This is a genomic window from Segatella copri, from assembly GCF_003465495.1.
Lineage (GTDB): Bacteria > Bacteroidota > Bacteroidia > Bacteroidales > Bacteroidaceae > Prevotella > Prevotella copri_G.
Map to the genome: position 1 here is coordinate 442 of NZ_QSAV01000047.1, position 21,975 is coordinate 22,416.

General features: G+C 43.8%; 17 protein-coding genes. 2 read left to right on the forward strand and 15 right to left on the reverse strand.

What is annotated here, in order from left to right; genetic code table 11:
* From DWV53_RS12355 to DWV53_RS12405, 11 genes are all read right to left on the reverse strand, one after another.
* Positions 1-183 (reverse strand): hypothetical protein (locus DWV53_RS12355; protein ID WP_220432007.1); only part of this gene is annotated, 183 nt, incomplete at its 3' end.
* Complete coding sequence (locus DWV53_RS12360) at positions 180-749, reverse strand: hypothetical protein (protein WP_118154373.1); 570 nt, start codon at positions 747-749, stop codon at positions 180-182. The genes DWV53_RS12355 and DWV53_RS12360, both read right to left, overlap by 4 nt.
* Positions 746-1,396 carry an abortive infection system antitoxin AbiGi family protein gene (locus DWV53_RS12365; RefSeq protein WP_259318989.1) on the reverse strand — a complete coding sequence of 217 codons (651 nt, stop codon included), beginning with the start codon at positions 1,394-1,396 and terminating at the stop codon, positions 746-748. The genes DWV53_RS12360 and DWV53_RS12365 overlap by 4 nt, the downstream gene beginning before the upstream one ends.
* Before the next feature lie 18 nt (positions 1,397-1,414).
* On the reverse strand, positions 1,415-3,091 hold the full coding sequence (locus tag DWV53_RS12370) for a serine/threonine-protein kinase (protein ID WP_118154376.1): 1,677 nt from the start codon (positions 3,089-3,091) through the stop codon (positions 1,415-1,417).
* Complete coding sequence (locus DWV53_RS12375; RefSeq protein ID WP_118154379.1) at positions 3,075-4,232, reverse strand: protein phosphatase 2C domain-containing protein; 1,158 nt, start codon at positions 4,230-4,232, stop codon at positions 3,075-3,077. Before DWV53_RS12375 ends, DWV53_RS12370 begins: the two co-directional genes overlap by 17 nt.
* An 8-nt stretch (positions 4,233-4,240) precedes the next feature.
* Positions 4,241-4,852 carry an FHA domain-containing protein gene (locus tag DWV53_RS12380; protein WP_181992491.1) on the reverse strand — a complete coding sequence of 204 codons (612 nt, stop codon included), beginning with the start codon at positions 4,850-4,852 and terminating at the stop codon, positions 4,241-4,243.
* Positions 4,853-4,877: 25 nt separating this feature from the next.
* A complete protein-coding gene (locus DWV53_RS12385) occupies positions 4,878-5,825 on the reverse strand; it encodes a hypothetical protein (RefSeq protein WP_147468793.1) in 948 nt (315 codons plus the stop codon).
* Positions 5,826-5,931: 106 nt separating this feature from the next.
* Positions 5,932-6,621, reverse strand: coding sequence for an FHA domain-containing protein (locus DWV53_RS12390; RefSeq protein ID WP_118154388.1), 690 nt, complete (start codon positions 6,619-6,621; stop codon positions 5,932-5,934).
* Between the two features lie 21 nt (positions 6,622-6,642).
* Positions 6,643-7,005 carry a LytTR family transcriptional regulator DNA-binding domain-containing protein gene (locus tag DWV53_RS12395; RefSeq protein ID WP_228119568.1) on the reverse strand — a complete coding sequence of 121 codons (363 nt, stop codon included), beginning with the start codon at positions 7,003-7,005 and terminating at the stop codon, positions 6,643-6,645.
* Between the two features lie 523 nt (positions 7,006-7,528).
* A complete protein-coding gene (locus DWV53_RS12400; RefSeq protein ID WP_118154391.1) occupies positions 7,529-7,870 on the reverse strand; it encodes a hypothetical protein in 342 nt (113 codons plus the stop codon).
* Positions 7,871-8,817: 947 nt separating this feature from the next.
* A complete protein-coding gene (locus tag DWV53_RS12405) occupies positions 8,818-10,404 on the reverse strand; it encodes an ATP-binding protein (protein WP_118154394.1) in 1,587 nt (528 codons plus the stop codon).
* Positions 10,405-10,579: 175 nt separating this feature from the next.
* Here DWV53_RS12405 and DWV53_RS12410 point away from each other — a divergent pair, with 175 nt between their 5' ends.
* Both DWV53_RS12410 and DWV53_RS12415 read left to right on the forward strand, forming a co-directional pair.
* Complete coding sequence (locus tag DWV53_RS12410; RefSeq protein WP_259318990.1) at positions 10,580-11,851, forward strand: dicarboxylate/amino acid:cation symporter; 1,272 nt, start codon at positions 10,580-10,582, stop codon at positions 11,849-11,851.
* Positions 11,852-12,016: 165 nt separating this feature from the next.
* Positions 12,017-14,149 (forward strand): cation:proton antiporter, encoded by a 2,133-nt coding sequence (locus DWV53_RS12415; protein ID WP_118154399.1) that lies wholly within the window; start codon positions 12,017-12,019, stop codon positions 14,147-14,149.
* Positions 14,150-14,215: 66 nt separating this feature from the next.
* Here the strand turns inward: DWV53_RS12415 and DWV53_RS12420 are convergent, their stop codons facing one another.
* The 4 genes from DWV53_RS12420 to DWV53_RS12435 all read right to left on the reverse strand — a co-directional run bounded on the left by DWV53_RS12420 (position 14,216) and on the right by DWV53_RS12435 (position 21,828).
* Positions 14,216-16,684, reverse strand: a complete 2,469-nt coding sequence (locus tag DWV53_RS12420) for a glycoside hydrolase family 2 TIM barrel-domain containing protein (RefSeq protein WP_118154402.1) — start codon at positions 16,682-16,684, stop codon at positions 14,216-14,218.
* Positions 16,685-16,699: 15 nt separating this feature from the next.
* Complete coding sequence (locus tag DWV53_RS12425; protein ID WP_118154405.1) at positions 16,700-17,956, reverse strand: rhamnogalacturonan acetylesterase; 1,257 nt, start codon at positions 17,954-17,956, stop codon at positions 16,700-16,702.
* 34 nt (positions 17,957-17,990) lie between these two features.
* Positions 17,991-19,607: a rhamnogalacturonan acetylesterase gene (locus DWV53_RS12430; protein ID WP_437181750.1), complete on the reverse strand. Its 1,617-nt coding sequence runs from the start codon at positions 19,605-19,607 to the stop codon at positions 17,991-17,993.
* 106 nt (positions 19,608-19,713) lie between these two features.
* Entirely contained in the window at positions 19,714-21,828 is a 2,115-nt protein-coding gene (locus DWV53_RS12435; protein WP_147468794.1) for a rhamnogalacturonan lyase, read from the reverse strand.
* Positions 21,829-21,975: the final 147 nt, after the last annotated feature.

The following is a 21,975-nucleotide window of genomic DNA, read 5'->3' on the forward strand; positions in this document are numbered from 1 at the left end:
AGTGTCCTTCATAAAGAACTCCTTGATTGCCACAGGTACATCGACCTCCATATTACCCAAAGAACCAGAAACGGTTTCTTTCATTATTGCCTTATAGGTAATACCGAAACCACCCTGACCCAGAACCTTTTCTATTCTGTATTTGCCTTTGCAGAGAACAGCGTTATTGCATAGTTGTTTCATAACTTCTTATTTTTAACAGTCCATATTGGTATCCTATAACCAGGAAACAGATATACCGCATTTATATAGGGAGCACTTGGGTATGGAACAAAAACAGTTTTTGGTGTGTCGCTATTATATACTTGCCAAAAATATGCCGTCTCTGCATTTTTTAACTCAGCAAAAGTTTTATAACCATGCCCTTTAAATACAATAGAATTTCCATTAGGACCAAGTACTATATGAACATAGTTATCGTCTTCATCGTACTTTATACTGATTTCACAATACTCTCGAAGTTCATCAACTTGCTCTTTTGTCGGAATATCATATTTCAGAGCTTCAGGATATGGTAAGAACAGCACCCCATCCCCATCTTTTACATAATCCGAAGCCCATAATGTTCCACTCGGAAGTCCTAAGTCAACAAACTCAGTCTCTTCCGATACAGAATCCTTAACTACCTTATCGATACCATCTTGATAGCCTGCATTGTAACCAGCCATATAAGCATCAGCTACGACCTTGTTCATCGCTTCGGTTACCTTATCCTCAGCGTATTCTTTTGCTTTATCTATATTATTCATTTTAATTCAAGTTTATGGTTTGGCCATAATTTTTCAATTAGCTTGTAGCTATCTAAAACTAAAAATTTTTCTTCCCCAATATTCTCTCTCAATTCTTTAGGGAAATCCAACAAATCTTCATTTGTTTTTACCACAACAAATTCAATATTCTTGTAGTCAAATTTCAGGTTTTCATTCATTCTCCATTCTCTTTCATGGGTATAATCTACCGTCTTATTTAACTTTTTCTTTATTCTTGGCGGCATATAACTTGGTTGAAAAGGAGATATTAAATAATCAACATTTTCATTCAACAGCACATTGCCTTTTTTTTCATTCTTTAAACGCAAAAATATATCACTACGTAGATAAAAAGCAGGAGATCCATGTTTACCAAAAATAAACTTTTTTGAAAAACCGATACCATAAGGAGAGTAACTTTTAGAATGTTCGATAAAACTCGTCCAAGGACATTCTGTAAAGCAAACTGCTTCACTAGAAGTCCATGGCATTGTTGACATATAAATAACTCTTTCTCTCAATATCGATATAAGTTTATCTTTAGCAGACATTTTACAATATTTATCTTCTAATGTATTTCCTTCATTTACACAAACAGTATCTTTGGTAAAATGGGCTAAATAGTTTGAAAAATCAGGTTTATTCATAATCACTAATTTTAAATATTAATTCCATGTACCTTCTTCCGTTACTTCTATTAATTCATCTTTTTTCCACGTTCCTGTTTGATAAGTATGATTTCCATAATAAGCAGTACCTTTTCCTGACCTCTGCCCATTTTTGAAATTTCCATCATACTGAACTATATATTCTGGATGGTTTTCATCATAAGGGAATGTTTGTTGTCCATATCCCTCTTGAACTCCATTTACCCAACTACCATTATACGTACTTCCACCAAAGAAAATAGCATTTCCTATACCATTAAAATTACCATTAGCAAACTGGCCTTCATATTTACTCACATAACCATTTTTACCATTTGGCCATTCCATCACTCCCTTACCATGCGGATTTCCATTTTTAAATTCACCTTTATAAGTTGAACCATCCTCGTAAGTTACTTCATGATAACCATAAGAATAATCCTCCCCATAATATTGCATTGTATCTGCAGCCGTTGAATCAACCCACATAGAATCCGAATCAGCTGAAGCTGCAACCGCATTTGTTGCAGTTTTCGTTACATTCTCACATCCACGTGTCATAAACGCAATGGCACATACTACAACTATCACAAGTATAAACACCACTACAAAATGCGTATTTTTATTAGCAGTATCGTCACTTGTTTGTTTTTCTATCTTACTCTGAGGTTGTTCATTCTCTTCAACTTTTGCATCTCCATGTTTACTTGTCCACACTGTTTTTCCATCATCATTAACTGGATTAACATAAGATTGATGTGGACTAAACACTTTTGTCTCTTCATTGTTAGAAGTAGCAACAGAAGACTGTTGCAAGATACGTCTTATCTCCCCCACATTCTTCGGTCTCTTTAACCTATTCACTTGCATCATCCAAACAACCAACTTCTTCATTTCCTCTGAGACATTAGGCATTGGGAGGGCAAGATGCTTGTCCTCTGTCTCGTCTTCAGAAAGGTCAGAAACTGATGGTGGGTCTTGATTGGTAAGTAACTTATACATAGTGGCACCAAGGGCATAAAAGTCTGTCCATGGTCCGAACTTATCATAGCTCTGCGCCATTTGCTCACTAGGGGCATAGCCATTCGTATAACTGATTCCAGTACTCATCGTGGCACCGCCTACCGTACTTTGTTGCTTACTTGCACCAAAGTCTATCAACTTGACTACATTATGACTATCCACCATAATATTGGCTGGCTTGATGTCAAGATGGAACATACCTTCGTTATGGATCGCCTCAAGACCATCCAATATCTGATTCAAGTAATTGCGAACCTCAGACTCTGCCAAAGGTGTATTTGTACGCTTCAAACGAGCAGATAGATTTTCTCCATCCACATAATCCATTACATAATACGCAGTACCATTCTCCTCGAAAAGGTCATAGACCTTGACAATATGAGGATTACTGAGACTACGGAGACGGCGAGCTTCTTTCTTGAACTTCTCTCGCTGTAGCTCAAAGCTATTGGTATTCTCGGCATTACTTACACTAATGGTAGTGCTATTACCATCACGCTGGCACACGCCCTTTACAAAGAACTCTTTGATGGCATAAGTCTCATCAAACTCGATGTTCTTTGCTAAATAGGTGTTGCCGAAGCCACCTGATGCTAAGTAGCTTTCAATTTTGTAAGTTCCGTGTAGGATGGTTCCTACCTGGAGCATATTTTGATTATTTATTTCGTTCATTTTTGGCAGTATCTTGTTTTATAGAATCTTGCTTTGTTGTATCAGTCTCTATCTTTTGCTGGCTATTAAGCTCTTTCACGGTCACTATAGAATCCTGCAAAGCTGCCTCTGTTTTATGCTTGCTATAGTAGCCATAACCAGACATGCCAACAGCAGCCAATACCACTAAGGCAACAAAGGCAATGAAGAGAGATTTCTTTCTTTTCTGCTTATTCACCATTTCAACTATCACACTATCAGGAACAGGCGGTGGTGTACCAGCAGGCTTTACGACTTCAACATCAGGAGAAGCTGTCACCTCTTCCACATCTGGCTTGATATTCAAAGCATTGCATTTCGCCGTAGGCTCTTCATTTACAAGGCACACATCAGCCTCGTCATGACTCACCTCTTTGATGTGTACTATATAAGCTGAATGATTATCTTTATTATCTGAGGTTTCTGAAATCAGCATCTGTCGTTTTTCTTCATCACGAACATTCGCGGAGAAGACATCCAACAGCTCCTCATCCTCCATATGTTCCAACATGCCGTCAGAACAAATATAGAAGTAATCACCTGGCTGAATATCTGAAATATGGATAACATCAGGTTTTGGATGATTTCTGTCTCCAGCTATCATCGCACGAGTGATGACATTTTTCTGTGGAAATGTCTTCATCTCCTCATAGGTCAACTCACCAGCCTGATAAAGATCATACACCAGGGAATGGTCACGACTCTTATATAATATGGTATGCGAAGATGGACGGAGATGGTATATTCTACTATCTCCAATGTGGGCTGCCGTACATCCATTACTGTGAAAATACAGCAAAGTTAAAGTTGTTCCCATCTGACGGGAATCTCCCACAATAGCCAATTTATCCAGTTCTTCGTAGGCATACGCCAAAGCATCAGACAGCAACTTATCTTCCAAGCCTTCAGAAGCAACTGCATGCTGCAACAAAAACGAAGAAAGACTTTTGCAAATACTTTGGCTTGCCACCTCGCCATGCTCATGTCCACCCATACCATCACAGAGCAAAAACAAGCGGTCATTCTCCATTGCTTTGCCCTCTATTGGATAGATGCTATCTTCCTGGTTCGCCCTCTTACCCAACTTATGGATAGCTAAAGGCTGACATATCTTGATTCTCATTGTTAGCTTTATTTTTGATGATAAACAACGGTTGTGTTACCCATCTTGATGATACTTCCTTCGGTCAAGACGAGCTGGTCACCCTCGTTCAATAATTGTCCATTCACATAACTGGCATTTTTATTATGGTAGTTAGACACCACCACCCTAACCTTGTCCGTAGAAGCCTTAATTACCTGGATGGCAAGATGCTGACGGCTCATATATCTATCATCAGTAGCTATCTGTACAGTTGCCTGCGAAGTAGTAGCCTTGCGACCTATCACATTATTGCCGAACCCTAACGGATACTTCTGACCACCATAGAGCAAATAACCAGGAGTAACCTCTTCTTTCTTGCCTGCAAGGATTGTTTCATCAGATTGAGAAGGAGAAGAGAAATGCCCCACGTAACGAGTTTCTCCATTATCTCGATTCACATACAGAGTCTCACCATTGCTGTTACCAACATATTCTGTTTCCCCAAAAGATTGCGGAGTTGCAGCATGTTGCTGTGAGAACATCACTCTCAACTGAGTTTTACATTGAGGACAAGTAATCATCTTAACCGCTTCGTTTTGAGAATTTCTCACGTCAAGCAATACACCGCAACTCGGACATTTGATTCTTTTAGTTTCCATTGCCACCATCTATTTTAATCAATGTTTATGCCATCTGAATATCAGCATCAGACATATAGTCTGGCATATCAGGAGCAACATCAGGATTCTCCAAGGATGCAGTTTGGAGATTTGGATCAGCAGAATCATCAACTCCGGCATCAGCGAAATCACTACCACTTGGAGTAATCACTTGTCCTGTATGCAAATCAACTGCTTCCCCAACGTCAATACTTCCATTGCCATTGGCATCACAAATCGCAACATCAGGATTTCCATCTTGATCAAAATCTACCACACTCACTTCCTGACCATCAACGTCGAAAACGCCCACTGTAGCCATGGAGCCATCAGCAAGCTGAACTTCACCCGCATTAACCAAATGAACATCTGCATTTTGGTCATCAGCCACCTGCACATCACTTGCCTGATGCAAATTTGCATCATTGTGAGCAACAGATACATCCTGGTCTGCATGAGAAGAATGAGATACCACAGCAACATCTTCCGCTTGATGAGGAGCAGCATTCATTTCTTCTGCACGTACTTCTGGCTTTACAGCCTCAGCATAGTCGTTCTTTTCTGCATCTGTCATGTTGTTCCACTCATCCTCGGTATAAGTACTATAGATATTGCCATGCCAATGGAAAGCGCCACCAGGACCAACTTCGGCTCTAGCGGCATCGAATGCCTCCTTAAAGCTCTGCTCATCATGACTTTCAGCTACCTTGATAGAGGCATTATCATTAGCTGCAGCAGCATCTTGCGATGGATTCTCCCCTTCCGGTTTTGTATCGGGAGTTTCTTCTGTATTTGCTGCAAAGGCATCTGTGGCATACATAGCACTTGCACCTAACAAGATACCAGCAGCACCACCTACCGCTACTTTCTTCCAAGTTGCCTTATCAGCAGCGTTCTGAGTTTTATCTTTACTTTCCTGTCTTACTTCAAGATGTGTATTATCGAAATACAATGTTTCTTCATTCTGTGCCATAATCATACTTTTTAAAATTATAACTGGTGCAAATATAGTGAAATAATAAATAGATAGGTGTTAATTCTGTGCTCATTACACAAAACCTATCTTCTATTGTACAAAATCACTTTTTAATTTTAGCCTTGCAATAAGGACAAGCCTCATTCTGCATCAAAACTTCATAAGACTGAAAGCCCAGGAAGTGATGACAATGAGGGCAAACATAATGCTGCTGAAACTCTTCAGTCAACTGTTTCTGCCTTAACGGTCCCTTAAAAGAATCCTTATATGCTTTTACAGTAAAGCCTACAGAAATCAAAATACCTAAGAGATACAAGCCTATATAAAGAGGAGTTTCTCTAAATTCGGGGAAAATGATACTCAAAGCGATGGCTCCCATAGTAATCAAACCAGTAATGCCACGAAGAGAATTAAACTTGCGGTCAGCAATTTGCTGATCAAGTTTATGTTCATCATATTCTTCCCAAACACGCTGCAATGGACGAAAATCTACCATTTGAGGAACAAAACTCTTTATCCAATCCCAACTAACCAAAAATTTGCTTGGACCAAGTTCTATTTTATCCTTTTCCATGATAGTCTTTGCAATTATTTCCACTCCATTGACAAAAGTAACATTCTGAGTTTTTAGATTCGTAATTCTATAAGAACCATCTGGATTAATGGTCAAACTACAATGTTGACGGCTCACAGTCATAGGAACACTTCCAGCACCCCCAAAAGTCTTGGATTGTTGTCCCATTGTTATTCTCAATTGAGATGTACTAGCATCACGTCCAATGATTAATTCCATAAAATTCTTTGCTTGATTAGTTTATTTTTTAGTTATGAGTAAATCCTTCATTTGCTTCAAGGCTTCCTTAGAAATACCTAAAGCAAAAGCAAAATGCTCATAATCTGATAATATCAACTGTTGCTTTTGCGTATTGACCTGATAAATATAGCCAGTGTTGATGATAAAACGCTTACCCACTCGCATAAAAATACTCTTGCAATCTACAAGATGCTCTGCCAAGTACTTCTCCATCTGAGTCAAATTCAGACAAACAACAGCCTTCAGCTTGTTAATAGTAACAATCTGTGTATAATTGCCATCTCCTTCGAAATAAACAATTTTGGAAACATCTAATCTTAAGAGTTCCGTCTTTGTATTGAATACGATAAATTGACTATCCATATTTACCATTTACATCGCCGACTTGTTCCCAGAAGTAGCTATCGGTCATTAAGTTTTCAATGAAAAAGCGTGGGACTATTGTTCGGTCGCCGAAATAGAGGTTGTGGAAAGACCTTTCAACTAGCAACTAACAATAGCCCACGCCAAAAGGTATATCGGCACCTTCCTCCTATAGAGAAAAGGATACAATAATCCCATAGCGTGAGCCGTATTGCTGTTCGTCATAGTTGAATTTTGAAATTTCCACATTTCTATTTCAAGACTAACGTTCAATACGCTCATTCATTTGAGTCTTCATCGCAGCCGTTCTTTTCCGTCTGCTCCAACTCTGACCGCAAAAGTAAGCAATATTCTTGATACCGCCAAACTTTTTGCGATGTTTTTTTGTCCCGAAGGAAAAAAATGGCATTGAACGCTGCCATTGCCGAGAGAAAAATACTTCCACATTTCTATTCTATGACAACAATTCTATGCCCTATACCTATATACCATCCCTTACGAAAAGGTAAACAACCTGTCACGATTATCTCTTCGTTATCGTTCCCTTTCTGGCATTCACAGTAAAATTACCAAGGGATGTCTTGACTTTATAAACGCCATTCTTCGATGACACCAGCTTTGCCGACATTCCCATAAAGCTGACGCCGCCATCCTTCTTCTCGAGAGTATACTTTCCAAAAGGAGTAACTACGATGATGTGGTGCTTGGTGTTCTCAACTACACCATACACTGTACCGGATGGAGCCTGCTTTACCTGCTCGGCTACACTCTTTACGGCATTTGCCACATCGGTATTGTTACTCTTTGCAAAACTGGTTGTGGTGACAGCTACTACCATCATCAACGAAATCATAATCTTCTTCATACCTTATTATATATAAAAAGGGTTATACTTCATGTTCCCCGTTCCACGATTTTTTCTCTTCTATCGCTTCCCGATTACGAGCGCAAAAGTAAGAATATTATTTCTATCAGCCAAATATCTAAACCTACCTTGTATGAAATGCCATTCTGTATGTACCAAATGACAAAGAGAAGGCGTCATAAGTCTAAATTACAGTTGGCGCATAACAGTTGACCTACGCATGCACATCACCTGTTGTGCAAGCGCATATCAGCTGATATGCAAGCGCACAACAGCTGTTGTGCGACCGGAGATACTAACTAACTCAAAAACATATACTATCTTTTCTAACAACTTATACTATGTTTTCCAACAACATATCAGTAACATTTCAACAAACAAAAAAGGGTGAATCATTTACTTATGACACACCCTCTTTGCTAAATCAGACACACAACTGATCTTATCTTATAATATTATACTCAAACTCATAATCCCCATTCTTCAGCCATTCGGGAACATCTTCCCCATTTTCCATAAGGCCTTATTCCTTTTTTTAGTTCAAATTACAATTGCAAAAATACCTCCCGTCAATATTTATAACCAAAATTCATATACCTACAAGTTTGGAATCTAGTGATAAAAATAAGAGAATTGAGAGGCTGGGATTCCTTGTTTTCTGCTCTATATTAAGAACAAGACCTATAGTTGTACGACTATAAAGTTACAGTTGTACGACTATACATGCTATGGTTGTACAACTATAGATCTTCCTCAACGGCATCATCTTGTCAAGAAATCACAAACACCTGGTTATCAATAAGTTTCTATTTCTCTTCATATTTACGATATTCTCAAAGAAATAATAAGCGTCTGGAAATACGAGAATCTCAGGCAAGCTAATGTAAAAAAGTTTCATTCTTAACAACGCCACATCACTACATCTTCGGCATATTCTTACGGATTACTTACTTCATTTTCCACCCATCAATGGTTCCCGTCTTCGACGAGAAGTTGCAGCCTATCTGATAAATCTTTCTGCCATCTGCTGCATATTCCCTGACATAGCCCATATCCTCTATCTGCTTCAGGGCTTCTTCTGCCGAACCATCACGCTTGAACTCGAAGATGTAGATATAGTTCGGAGTCTCAACCACACAATCTACCCTACCTTCGCTTTGCTGCTTTTCGATGAACACCGTGAAACAGCTGATCATTCTCAATACGAGATAGAAGGTGTATTGGAAGTAACGTTCCTTCTCTCGCTCATCGTCCTTGCGACGCTGGTTATAAGGAATGCTGGCAAAGAAGGAAGTCATCAGATTCTCCAACTGATGGCAATCGCCCACGTCCATAGCACTCACCACTTGTAAAACAAAAGCATCTGTCGATTCTTTTGGCTGCAAATAGCTAGTAGCCACCAAAGTAAGGAATCCATTTTTCACCTCATCATTCGGAAAATCCAAAAGATAGGAATCCATATTCATGTTCCAATCCTTTATCGTAAGATAGCCACTCTGATAAATCATAGGCAATGGCGCTTCTACATCTGCTCGATAATCCACGAAACTACTTGTTGGATAATACTTGCCTGTCAATTCATTCAAATTCTCCTTAAAATGGGAAAGCAAGCGAACCAAATAAGTTGGTGTACCAGTACGAAACCAAAAGTCACTTAGTCTCTTCTTGCTCAAAGAATTCAAGATACTAAACGGATTATAGATATCGAGCATGTCTGAGCTAAAATGATAACCGTCGAACTTACGTTTCAACTTGTATTTCATCCCCTCCTCTGTAGTCTTATATCTCACAGCCATCACTTTAATCTGTTCCTCGAATGTGGAATACAACTCTTCTTCCGTAATACCGCAAAGTGCCTCGTAATGCTCATCCATACTGATGTCATCAGGTTGGTTAAAACCACTGAACACACTCACCTGAGAGAACTTGGTAACGCCAGTCAACAAAACGAACTGCAAATCGGCATCGGCTGCCTTGAAAACAGAATAAAAACCTTTTAAAACTTCTCTATTCCATTCCTCCAACTTTCTCTTCTGACCATTGATTGTAATATTCAAATCTTGGTCCAAGACATCTAGCAAAGGCTTGTCGTATTCATCAATCAAGACAACAGCACGAAGACCAGTTTTCTCATGGGCAGCTTTGAGGACAGATACAAATCGGCTTCCCAATCCTTCAGCAAACTCATCCTTCCCATATATTTTTTCCTGTCGTTCAACAAAACCTAACAGGGTTTTATCCAACATTCCTGCATCAGTAAAATTAATGCCATTGAAGTCTAAATGGAACACAGGATATTGCTTCCATTCCTTCTCCAGCTTGTCGATGGCAAGCCCCTTGAACAACTCCTTTTTTCCCTCAAAATAGTATTTCAAGGTAGATACGAGCAACGACTTTCCGAATCGTCTAGGACGACACAGAAAGTATATTTTACCATTAGTCACTAAGTCATAGACCAATGCCGTCTTATCAAGATAAACATAATCACCTTCTATGATTTGTTCGAAGTCTTGTATTCCTATAGGATATTTCATATTGCTGCCTTTTTAAATTCTTTCGGCAAAGTTACAAAAAATAATGATACAAGCAAAAGAATATTCCAAAAAAATAACGAGATTGCAAAATACCATATTTGTGGGATTGTTGACAAGGAAAAAAAATAATACCTTTGCCTTTTGAAAATAATAGTTTAAAATCATGGTAGAAACAATGAATAATATTAGAAATAGACAGCCGGATAGCAATGCTGGCTGCAGTAAGCAAAAAGGAGTGAAGAATAAGCAAACCCAGCAGCTGGTTCTATGGATTGGCGCTTTGATAATAGGCGCCGTCTTGGGGATATTCGGCATTAGCTGGCTGGATGGTCTGATGAACTTCATAGCCACGGTCTATACCCGCTTATTCCAGCTTCTGGCAGTACCAACCATAGCCTTGGCAGTTATCACAACCCTGGCATCCTTGGGCAACCAGGCAGATACCGGTAAGATATTCCGCCACGCCATCACCTACACCCTGCTCACGACGATAGCAGCTGCAGCAGTGGGATTGGTGCTCTACAACATCGTATCTCCAGGCAATTTACCTACAGCCTTGGTACAGAGCGGTATGGCAGATGTTCCCCAAAAGCTGGGAGAAACCAGCTATTATGACCATATTCTTGGGGTAATACCCAACAACATCATCAAGCCGTTTGCCGAAGGAAATGTACTCTCTATATTGATTTTGGCGGCAGCAGCAGGTATTGCTTTAACCAAAATGCCATCAAGCGATAAGAAAGAAGTCGTGATGAAGGGATTGTTTGGATTACAGGATCTGCTCTTCATGCTGATTCATGGATTAATCTGGGCTCTGCCTCTGGGTATCGTTGCCTTTGCAGCACAACTTTCAGCCCAGTTCTCTGCGGGTATCGTGATGGCTTCTCTAGGAAAGTACGTAGCTGTTATCCTGGGAGGTAATGTCATTCAATTCTTCATCATCCTTCCGCTCTTCCTCTTGGCAAGAGGCTTGAATCCTGTGCGTACACTGGGCAAGATGATGCCGGCAGTATTAATGGCTCTGTTTACAAAGAGTTCTGCTGCTACGTTGCCGGTGACGATGCAGACTGCAGAAGACAGACTGGGAGTTTCCAATCAGGTTTCCCGCTTCGTATTACCTATCTGTACTACCATCAACATGAATGGTTGCGCTGCGTTTATCCTCGTAACCTCCTTATTCCTGATGCAGAATGGAGGAATGCCTTTACCTTGGACTACGATGATTCTCTGGCTCTTCATTTCAGTTATCTCAGCAGTGGGTAATGCAGGAGTACCGATGGGATGTTATTTCCTTACACTATCTCTGATGTCCGGTATCAATGCTCCTATCGGCATCATGGGCATCATCCTGCCAATCTATACCATCATCGACATGATTGAAACAGCAGAGAATGTATGGTCTGATTCCTGTGTCTGTGCCATGGTGGATAGGGATTTGAAAAGATAGAAACAATAGTGAGCATGCAAAAATATCACCATGATTGTAGGATAAGGGCAGAAAAACTTTGTGCTTTCAAGATTTATTCGTACTTTTGCAGTCAAAAACAGAAAGGGAGGGATGAATGCTGATGCAGAAATCCCTCTTTAAGTATAACAAAAAAGAAGAAAGCCTATGTTCCATATCGCTCAATACTTCCCTATCACAGACCCTACGTTGATATTCTTCGTAGTGCTCCTCATCATCCTCTTTGCCCCTATCATCATGGGTAAACTCCGTATCCCGCACATCATCGGAATGGTGCTGGCAGGTGTGCTCATAGGCAAATACGGACTGAATATCCTGGAGAGAGACTCTTCGTTTGAACTCTTCGGAAAGGTGGGACTCTATTACATCATGTTCCTCGCTGCACTGGAGATGGATATGGAAGGCATGAAAAAGAACAAGTCGCGACTGCTTATCTATGGCCTGCTCACCTGTTTTATACCGTTCTTCCTCACATACGGCATGAGTATCTGGTTGCTCCACTACTCTGCCAAGGCTTCCTTCCTGCTGAGCTGCATCATGGCATCCAATACGCTGATTGCCTATCCTATCGTTTCGAGATACGGATTGCAACAGAAACCGAGCGTTACGCTGAGTGTGGGGTCGAGCATGATTTCGCTGCTCATAGCCCTGATTATGCTTGCCGGACTGGTAGCATCGTTCAGCAAGCATGACGGCGTACTGTTCTGGGTATTCTTCACCCTCAAGTTTGCCGTCTATTGTGGCGTGATGATCATGCTGATTCCCCGACTTACAAGATGGTTTTTGCGAAGATACAGCGATGCGGTGATGCAGTTTATCTTCGTACTTTCGATGCTCTTTATGAGTGCGGCACTTTCGCAGATAGTGGGCATCGAGGGCGTTTTCGGTGCTTTCTTCGCCGGTCTGATATTAAACAGATATATTCCGCATGTTTCGCCGCTGATGAACCGCCTCGAGTTTATCGGCAATGCCCTCTTCATTCCTTATTTCCTGATAGGTGTGGGCATGCTAATCAATATCAATCTGCTGTTTCAGGGCAGTCATATTCTATGGGTCGTGTTCTGCATCGCCTTCTTCGGAACCCTGGGCAAAGCCATCGCAGCCTATATCGCCTGTCTGGGTTTCAGGTTGCCACTTTCTTCGGGTCACATGATGTTCGGACTCACTTCGGCTCATGCTGCCGGAAGTATCGCCATGGTGATGGTGGGTATGCATCTGCTCGTAGCACCGGGCACTTACCTCGTCAACGATGATATGCTCAATGGTGTGGTTATGATGATTCTGATTACCTGCATCATCTCATCCATCCTTACCGACCGGTCTTCGCAGAAGATAATCCTGAGAGACAAGGAACTGCCTGATGCGGAAGACGACAAGAAGGTGAGCGACGAGAAGATTCTGGTTCCGGTGAAATATCCTGAATATGCCGACAACCTGATGAGTCTGGCGTTTCTGTTGAGAAACCAGAAACTGAACAGGGGGCTCATCTGCCTGAATGTGGTATATGAAGACAAGGACATGCGATACAACCAGGAACAGGGAAGACGGCTTCTGGAACATTGCAGTCAGCTGGCTGCTGCCACCGATGTGATGACGCAGACCCAGGTTCGTATTGCCGCCAACATCGCCAACGGCATCAAGCATGCCTTCAACGAGTTCCAATGTTCTGAGATTATCATCGGAATGCACATGCATCCTGAGGTTTCGCCGAAGTTCTGGGGAGAATTCCACCAGAGTCTTTTCAACGGATTGAGCCGACAGATTATCATGGCACGCATCAGACAGCCGTTGAATACATTGAGAAGAATACAGGTAGCCGTACCTTCGAGAGCAGAGTTCGAGCCGGGTTTCTATCGCTGGCTGGAACGCCTTGCCCGACTTGCCGGCAATCTCGACTGCCGCATCCAGTTTCATGGCAGAGAAGAGAGTCTGGCGCTCATCAATGAATATATCAAGAACCGGCATCCGGAAGTGCGTGCTGATTATACCCAGATGATTCACTGGAACGAGTTGCCACAGCTGGCTTCGCAGATATCTCCAGATCACCTGTTCGTGGTAGTAACCGCCCGTAAGGGAACCGTATCTTACAAGACAGCACTGGAGCGTCTGCCGGAGGAAATAACGAAATACTTCTCAGGTACCAACCTGATGATTATCTTCCCCGACCAGCATGGTGATTCCTACGGCGACCAGCTTACCTTCGCTGAGCCTCAGCATCAGGAAGAGATCAGTGCTTACGAATCATTCCTGCAATGGTTTAAGAAGAAGTTCAGAAAATAAAGAGAAAACAAAGAATACTACTAAAAAAGGTCGCCAAAATGCTGGCGACCTTTTTTAGTATCATATTTATTTCGTATTCAGAACCAGTTTCTTGGCTTTCATCTTTTCTCCCGCTACCGAGAGTTCTATCTTTCCCGGCTTATCACCGGCGCGCAATATCACGAGGGCGGATCCCTGAAAGAGATGACGCTGGATGGACTTCTCCAACTGGGTCTTTCCGATATGAAGCTCATCAGATGCGATGTTTCCATTATCCACCGCCACGATATTCGCATCGCCCTTCACGGTGAAGGTTAACTTGTCGAATGCCTTGGCATCCTTCACGTTCAGCACTCTTCTGCCCTTTTTATCCACGACATAGATGCGAACATGCATCAGATCCTTACCATCAGCATGCCAGGTCTCTATATCCGAAACCAGCTTCAGAGCCACAGCCTCGCCCGTAGTCTCTATCTGATGGCGAGCCACCACCTTGCCGTTCTTTCTAGCTACAGCCAGAAGCACACCCGGTGCATAGGCGATGTTGTCCCACTTGATGCGGGCACGGAGCTTAGGGTCGTTGCTGTTCTTCTTCACACCCAGACTCTTGCCATTGAGGAAGAGTTCCACCTCGTCGCCATTGGTATAGGTATAGAGCGAAACCTGCTCGCCTGCCTCACGGTTCCAGTTTTCTGAGAGCTTTCCGGCAGAAACATTGATGCCATTCCACTGGATATTGCCGCCCGATTTCTCGATAACACCGATATGAACGGTTGGCTCATCCTTAAACATACTCTTCACGAAATAAGCATCCGGCTTTGGCTGGAGAGAAAGATCGAACACACCCTGGTTCCATCCCTTGACAGGCCATCCCATACTCTCGCCCAGGTAATCGATGGCTCCCCAATAAGCCAGGCCCAACACCTTGTCGAGATCCATCTCATAGAAGTTTGGTCCCATCGCAGCCACACTCGCCTCGCTCTGATAGAAGGTCTTTTCAGGATAGCGCTTCATATCACCTGGGAAGTACATATAGCGATAGTTGTAGGAGTTTACCTCGGTAGCCACCGCCAGATCGGCTGGAATGGAATCTGTCTCCAGATTGCGGTAGCGCGGATGCATCGCCACGGTCGTCAGTCGGGTATCGTCATAACGGTGCAGCAACTCCTTCTGGATTTTATAGGCGGTAACACCCCAATCATTGAAAGGCAGATTGCTGTATTGCTGCAACTCGTTACCCAGACTCCAAAGGATAACCGAAGGATGGTTTCTATCCCGCTTTACCCATTCCGGAATGTCTTTCTGCCAAAGGCTCTCCCACTCCACTCTGCCGCCGGCATACTGAGTAAGCCATTTGTCGTAAAGTTCATCCACCACCAGGATGCCATACTTATCGCAGAGCTTCAGGAAATCCTCGCTGTATGGATTATGAGAAGAGCGGATATGGTTCATGCCGAACTCCTTGATCAGCTTGAGTCGCTTCTCGATGGCACGAGGATAGGCAGCTGCACCCAGGGCACCGAGGGTATGATGGTTGGCATAGCCCTTCAGCAAGACCTTCTTGCCATTCACCAGCAAACCCTTCTGCGGAACGATTTCGATGGTGCGCACGCCAAACTGTTCTTTAATCTGATCAGCCACCTTTCCATCCTGATTATAGAGTGTCACCTCGGCAGTATATAAATAAGGTGTATCTGGCGACCACAGTTGGGCGTTCTCCAGAGAGATGGCAGGCAACTCATATTCTCTGTCACGCCATTTGGCATTGAAATCGATGTTATTCTTCTGTTGAGCCACCACCTTGCCATCGGCATCCAGAATACGAACCTCTACAGGAATAACAGCCTTTCCCTGTCCTTTTGCCAGCTTCTGCTGGTTGATAATCTCTGCCTTGATTTTCACCTCTTTGTTATCCTGGGTGCGGATAAAGAGAGGATGGCGAGGGAAGTACAGATCCTTGTCGGTGATGATGAGATTGACATCACGATAGAGACCGGCACCCGTAAACCAACGGGAATTATTAGGATTGCGGGTATCTGCCTTAACGGTTATCTCGTTAGCCTCGCCCCATTTCAGGAGCTTGCTCAGATCGATATCGAAACCGAGGTACCCATAATCGGTACCTCCGATACGCTTTCCATTTAGATAGACATCTCCCACCAGCATGATGCCCTGGAAATCGAGCACGATGCGCTTTCCCTTCCATTCATCCTTCGGAGTCAACTGATAGCGATACCAGCCGATGCCCATCTCCTTAAAGCCACGCGGACTCAATCGGCTGCGCACATTGCTTCCGGCATCACTATTGTCAGGACGTTCGCTGGCATCAGGAGCCACCCAGTCCTGACCGATCAGGAAATCATGAGGCAGATTTACCACGTCATCATCCCCCTGAGTTGTTTTCAACTCATCTATATTCTTCACATCTCCGCGATGGAACTGCCATCCCTGGTTGATACTGATTGTATCGCGCACCGCTGCATCAGTCGAAAGGGTTCCCATCAAAGGCAAACCGCCCAATAGCAACGAGGCGAAAAGTATTGTTTTTTTATTCATTTCAAATTCATTTTATTAATTTCCGTCCGGCTTGGTTACATCCTGATTCACGGATGGATACCACACGAATTGATTGAAATCATCTGGCTGGGCAGGATTGTAGTCCTTCCAGTCACTGCGTAGATACTTCACGATAGGCAGTTTGAGCTGCTTCATTCCCATCACCACCATCTTTGCCACCTCGTAGGCTCCGTATGGATTGAAGTGGGTGTTATCCTCCAGAGCCTTAGTCTGTTTGGGATAAGTATTTGCCGGATAGTGAACCAGCGATTTCTTGCTGTTCTCATAACCCAAAGTCTCGAAGAAAGTGCGGGTCATATCGTGGAGTTCTATGACAGGAACATCCTCTCTCTTAGCCACAGCTCTCATGGCATCAGGATAATCGCCATGAGTTTCCAGAATCTTGCTATGGGTAGCATCATCAAAACGGCGGCGCTGGGTAGGAGTTACGAAGATGATGTTGCCACCCTTCTTGCGAACCTCGTCGATGAATTTCTTCAGATTGAAAGAGAAATTATACCAAGCACCACTGCCTGCATACTTCTCCTTCTGGTCATTGTGTCCGAACTCACAGATGACATAATCGCCCTTCTTCATCATCGCCAATACCTTGTCCAGACGGTTGGAAGCGAGGAAAGAACCTGCTGTCAATCCGCTTTCGGCATGGTTTGAGATAGCCACCTCCGGACCGAACCAACGGGTAATCATCTGCCCCCAGGAAGCGTATGGCTCTGTAAACTGATCTACTACCGTAGAGTTGCCACAGAGTAAAACGGTGGTGGTTTCAGCAGGAGCCGGTTCCACCTTGATGCTCTTTACAGCTGGGGCAGCACCCGTAAACTCCAAGGTCAGCTTCTCATCCCAGGTAAACGTCTCCTTCTCGCGAGGTTTGATTTTTACGTTCATTTTATCGGTAATATAAGGAGAACGCTTGTTCACGACGAAGGAGAAAGTCTTGAACTCCCCCTTCCTGGTACTCACCTCATCGAGCATCAGTCTTCGGTTCTCGGCACGAACCACAGTCTTGCCTGCTTTCTTCTTAGAACCGAGCACCACGGTGACCTTATAGTTGCCATCTGCCACCTTCACAGAATAGAAGAAAGGGGCATTACTCTTAGCTTTTGGTGCAGCCACGATATCATATCCCTGTCCATTCTCTGCGGAATAAACAGGCTGCACCTTGGTCATATCAATATCAAAACTCTGGGCATTGGTTCCAACCATAGAGGCCAGAGCCAAAAGAGCTGTTACTAAAATATATTTTGTCTTCATCTGATGATATCTTTATTGATTGTAAATTATCATTTTACTTCAGATACTTAGCCAATGGGCTCTTCATCTTCTTCAAGCCCTTCGCCACGCACTTGGCATTGTGCTGGGCACCCTTCAGACTGGTGTGGGTATGATCCTTCTTGTAATATGCCTTCACCTTTTCCTTGCCTATCTTATCGTATGAATCGGCAGCGATGTTGTGGAGGTCGAGGAAGGCAACGCCCGTCTCAGCTACCACCTCACGATACCATTTTCCATAGCTATCGTTGCGGCGCTCCATCTTTCCGTTAGGCCACTCGTTACGAGGAGTCAGGGAAACGAGGATTGGGGTAGCTCCCTTCTCTCGCACATCCTGGATAAACTTCTTCAGGTACCAGCCGAAAGAATAAACCACCTCATACTGCTTGCTCTCTTCCATCTGATAAACATGACAGGTATCCTTGGCACTAGGTATGGAACCACGCATCTTCTTATCGGTCATAGAACAGATGTCATTATGACCGAACTCGATGAGCACGTAGTCGCCCGGCTGAAGACTGTTATATACTTTATCCCATCTTCCCTCATTGAGATAAGAACGGGAACTGCGACCCGCCTTGGCTGCATTCACACAGGTGATCTTCTTTGGATTGAAGATGGTGTAAGCCTGAGATGCCCAGCCCCACATGCCGTCTTCATCCTTATCGGCATTCTTCACGGTGCTGTCGCCTGTGAAGAAGACAACTGGTTTGCCAGGCTCGCGCTTGAAATTCTCTGTAGGCAAAGCTACATTGATCATCATCGCCTGCAAAGGAGCCAGATTTGGGTCTTTGCTCTCTGCCAATCCCTCTGCAGCCGAACGGGCATTCATCATTGCTCCGAAGCGGGAGGTATGGATATGATCCTTGAAGAAATGATACTTCTCCTTCCAATGACCATAGCTATCAAGCTTAGCTGCAGAAATCTCATTCAAATCAACAAAAGGTACATGCTCCTGCTCAGCCACCTGCTTTGCCCACAATCCGAAGGTTTTATTGACACGAACTATCTTATCATTCTCATCATAGGCATCACATGGAGTGAGAGACATCAGAATAGGATGAGCACCCAGCGACTTACAGTCGTTGATGTATTTGCGCATGTATTCACCATAAGTATAAACGGTTTCCTTGACACCAGTCTCCCTGATGGTGACATTGAGCGAATCCTTGCCGATGCCAGGGATGCTGGCACGTGCCCTGCCACTATCATACGGTCCATTGTCGTTATGACCGATGGAGATAATTACCCAGTCGCCTGCCTTGATACCCTTGCGCACATCCGGCCAGAGACGGTTGTAGAAGGTGCGGCTGCTCATACCTCCGAGCGCCTGGTTTTCTACCGTAATCTTATTGGCATCGAAGAACTCGTGCTCGTAGTAACCCCAGCCCCACTGACCATTGTTTCCATTACCCAGAGTACCATTGCGCATGGTTGAGTTACCAATCAGGAAGAGTACCGGGTTGTTGCCCTTGCGACTGGTTCCCGGTTGGATTCGTGCGGTCATCGCCTTGTTCAGACTATCCGCGGTATTGTCGATAACTTTGTTGACATCTTCCATTGGTTTTGCCACCTGGGCAAAGGAAGCGGTAGTTGCCGCCATCAATGATAGGGCGAATAATATTCTTTTCATATCCTTTATCGCTTTATATCTTATATTCTCTGTATTTCCTTATATCTTAATAAACGTATCAGATACATCTCTATTTTGTCAGAATCTCTTTTTTTATTTCAAATTCTTATTTCTGAATCTTCTCAGCATGATCGGGCAGATAATACCCCAGATGCGGAGGCTGGTTATAGCCTACATTCTGCCAGGCCACTCCCATCCGATAGATATGGTCGTGCATCAGGGTTGGAACCCGATAGTCCGTAGGGATATTGGTGGTGAAGATATTGAGATGCGAGGCATCGCTCTTATCCCAATAGATGACTTCCTCTCGCCAGTCGCCGAAGAGATCAGCCTGTAGATTAGGAGTCGCCTTCGACCAGTTGCAACTCACCGAGTTGCCCATCTCATACAGTTGCTTGCCATTGCTCAAAGGCAACGCCACCGCTTCCTTTCCGTTCCATTTCTGGAGATAAGGAGGGAAATGAGGAGGACGGCCGTTTGCCAGAAGTTCATCCTGCAAGTCGCCATCCCAATAGATCCGGAAGTTCATTGCCGACATTCTGGAAACAGCTTTGAAACTCGTTTTCTCATTACTTCTGAAATGATCAGCTTCATGATTCTTCTTATAGGATAAAGATGTTTCTGCCGAAACAGTCTTACCCTTGATGTCTCTTACAACAGGAGCATCCGAACACCAAAGTTCATATCCCCGATGCTGGGCATCGATATCAGCAGCCAATCCTCTTCCGGTATCATCCTTATCGAGTGTACGGAACAGGATTTCGCCTGTTCGTGCATCCCGCAGATCAGAACCGTAGGGATATTCTTCGTGTACCATATAATATTCCAATCCCTGTCGGTCGGGATCCTGATCAGCAAGATGCTGCGCATCGCCATGTCCCAATCCGGTAGAATACAACAAGGTTCCATCATGGTTGATGGCTGCAGATCCGTAGGTAATCTCGTCACATCCATCCCCATCCACATCGCCCACAGCCAGACTGTGAGCACCCTGGGCATAAGCCGTATCCTTACATCCATGAGCCTCCTTCTGTACCTTTCCATCGGCATCGGTTACCTTCCAGTCGTTGGGAGTCAGCGAAGCATGGAGCCATTTGGTTTTGAGTTCCTTTCCGTCGAAATCTACCGCCCAGAGATAAGAACGGGTATAATAGCCACGGCACATCACGGCACTTGGCTGCTTGTCGGCACCCTCCAGAAAAGCCACACCGGCAAGGTATCGCTCGCCACGGTTGCCATAGTTGTTCTTATCGCCCCAGACTGAAGAATAGGCAGGGAATCCGTTCTCCAGATGCTCTCCCTCTTCCACCTGCCGACCTGTATCGAAGGCTCGGTTGGGCTGATACCAGATGGTATGCATCGCCTTTCCGGTTTCGCCATTAAAGACTGTAAGCAGTTCGGGACCTGCCATAATGCGACCTCTCGAATTGCGATAATCGGCAGCATTGTCCAGTTCTCGGATTCCGGCATCCATAGCCGCATCGCTCACAAACTTTCCCTTGGCATCTACCGAACCCGTCGATGTCTTACAGATCATCTCCGCCTTGCCATCGCCATCGAAATCATAGACCAGGAACTGGGTATAGTGAGCACCGGCACGGATATTCTTACCCAGATTGATGCGCCAGAGTTGGGTTCCATCCAGCTTATAGCAGTCGAAGATGACCTCTCCCGTATATCCATTGTGCGAATTGTCATGCGAATTGGTTGGGTCCCATTTCAGGATGATTTCGTATTCTCCATCCCCATCCACATCGCCCACGCTACAGTCGTTGGGGGTATATTCGTAGGATTTTCCATCGGGAGTGACACCGCCGGCAGGACGGTTGATGGGCAGGGAGCGATAGAGATTGTTCCATGGCTTCACCGCCTTCGAAACTTCTCTTTCAGCCGGAGCATCCATCCTGGGTTCTTTCTGATAAGTGATGATCCGATAGGTATTGGCAGAGGAACCTTTCCGGTCTGTATAATTGGTCAGCTTCACCTGATGGGCGATAATCTTTCCATCCCTCTCCACATCGAAGCATACGTGTTTGCTATCCGTACCCAGCAATCGCCAACTGAGGAAGATTCCCTGGTTTTGGGCAGGCAAAGCCACCAAGCCACGGTCCAGCTTCTCCATCTGCGATACCGGAGTCTGTCCTTGTGCATGGAGATGAGAGCAGGGAGCCATACTCAGCACCATACTCATCATCGGAAATAACATTTGTTTGACTTGCATGATGATAGTTGTTTATTGTTTTATAATTCTGTTACAAAAGTACACATAATCCGCTTCATCTACCTAGTAATATTATCCAAAGAAGAGAACTATCATACAATTCTCCATTATTCCATTCTTACAGTTTTCTGTATGAGAAGAAAAAAG

Bases quoted from the DNA above. Each gene is read 5' to 3' on its own strand.
- DWV53_RS12360 (WP_118154373.1), bottom strand. From the start codon at position 749: ATGAATAATATAGATAAAGCAAAAGAATACGCTGAGGATAAGGTAACC.
- DWV53_RS12365 (WP_259318989.1), bottom strand. From the start codon at position 1,396: ATGAATAAACCTGATTTTTCAAACTATTTAGCCCATTTTACCAAAGAT.
- DWV53_RS12370 (WP_118154376.1), bottom strand. From the start codon at position 3,091: ATGAACGAAATAAATAATCAAAATATGCTCCAGGTAGGAACCATCCTA.
- DWV53_RS12375 (WP_118154379.1), bottom strand. From the start codon at position 4,232: ATGAGAATCAAGATATGTCAGCCTTTAGCTATCCATAAGTTGGGTAAG.
- DWV53_RS12380 (WP_181992491.1), bottom strand. From the start codon at position 4,852: ATGGAAACTAAAAGAATCAAATGTCCGAGTTGCGGTGTATTGCTTGAC.
- DWV53_RS12385 (WP_147468793.1), bottom strand. From the start codon at position 5,825: ATGGCACAGAATGAAGAAACATTGTATTTCGATAATACACATCTTGAA.
- DWV53_RS12390 (WP_118154388.1), bottom strand. From the start codon at position 6,621: ATGGAATTAATCATTGGACGTGATGCTAGTACATCTCAATTGAGAATA.
- DWV53_RS12395 (WP_228119568.1), bottom strand. From the start codon at position 7,005: ATGGATAGTCAATTTATCGTATTCAATACAAAGACGGAACTCTTAAGA.
- DWV53_RS12400 (WP_118154391.1), bottom strand. From the start codon at position 7,870: ATGAAGAAGATTATGATTTCGTTGATGATGGTAGTAGCTGTCACCACA.
- DWV53_RS12405 (WP_118154394.1), bottom strand. From the start codon at position 10,404: ATGAAATATCCTATAGGAATACAAGACTTCGAACAAATCATAGAAGGT.
- DWV53_RS12410 (WP_259318990.1), top strand. From the start codon at position 10,580: ATGAATAATATTAGAAATAGACAGCCGGATAGCAATGCTGGCTGCAGT.
- DWV53_RS12415 (WP_118154399.1), top strand. From the start codon at position 12,017: ATGTTCCATATCGCTCAATACTTCCCTATCACAGACCCTACGTTGATA.
- DWV53_RS12420 (WP_118154402.1), bottom strand. From the start codon at position 16,684: ATGAATAAAAAAACAATACTTTTCGCCTCGTTGCTATTGGGCGGTTTG.
- DWV53_RS12425 (WP_118154405.1), bottom strand. From the start codon at position 17,956: ATGAAGACAAAATATATTTTAGTAACAGCTCTTTTGGCTCTGGCCTCT.
- DWV53_RS12430 (WP_437181750.1), bottom strand. From the start codon at position 19,607: ATGAAAAGAATATTATTCGCCCTATCATTGATGGCGGCAACTACCGCT.
- DWV53_RS12435 (WP_147468794.1), bottom strand. From the start codon at position 21,828: ATGCAAGTCAAACAAATGTTATTTCCGATGATGAGTATGGTGCTGAGT.